This window comes from Oleiphilus sp. HI0079, assembly GCF_001635105.1.
This window is the reverse complement of the sequence record NZ_LWFT01000488.1, coordinates 1-344: the sequence shown is the minus strand read 5'-3', so window position 1 is coordinate 344 and position 344 is coordinate 1. Positions and strand designations below refer to the sequence as shown.

Annotated in this window: 1 protein-coding gene; it reads right to left on the bottom strand. The window is 45.9% G+C overall.

All coding sequences use genetic code 11. The features are described from left to right. Positions 1-344 (bottom strand): DUF1214 domain-containing protein (locus tag A3750_RS06340; RefSeq protein ID WP_156498457.1); only part of this gene is annotated, 344 nt, incomplete at both ends.

The following is a 344-nucleotide window of genomic DNA, read 5'->3' as shown; positions in this document are numbered from 1 at the left end:
CTTGGCGAATATGCTCGAAAATAAACAAACCAGCCTTCACCGAGATTGGTCTGTACCCAGTTGGCTGCGGCAACACCTTCTGGCTTCTCCGGTGCAAAGTGGAACACATAATTCCCATCTTCATTCTTCTGAGTGCCTGCGATGTTTGAACCTACATCGGCACGCTTCATTTTGTTATTGATAATGGCGCGGTTTTCAATGTTATAAACCGTTACAGTCCAGAATGTTTCGGCATAGTTTACGTCTCCTCTAACAGTGAGGGTGTAGTGCTTTCCGCCATCAAGACCTTTCCCATTTTCATCGCGGTAATTGTCTAGATAAACCTGACCCCAACCTCCGTTTGT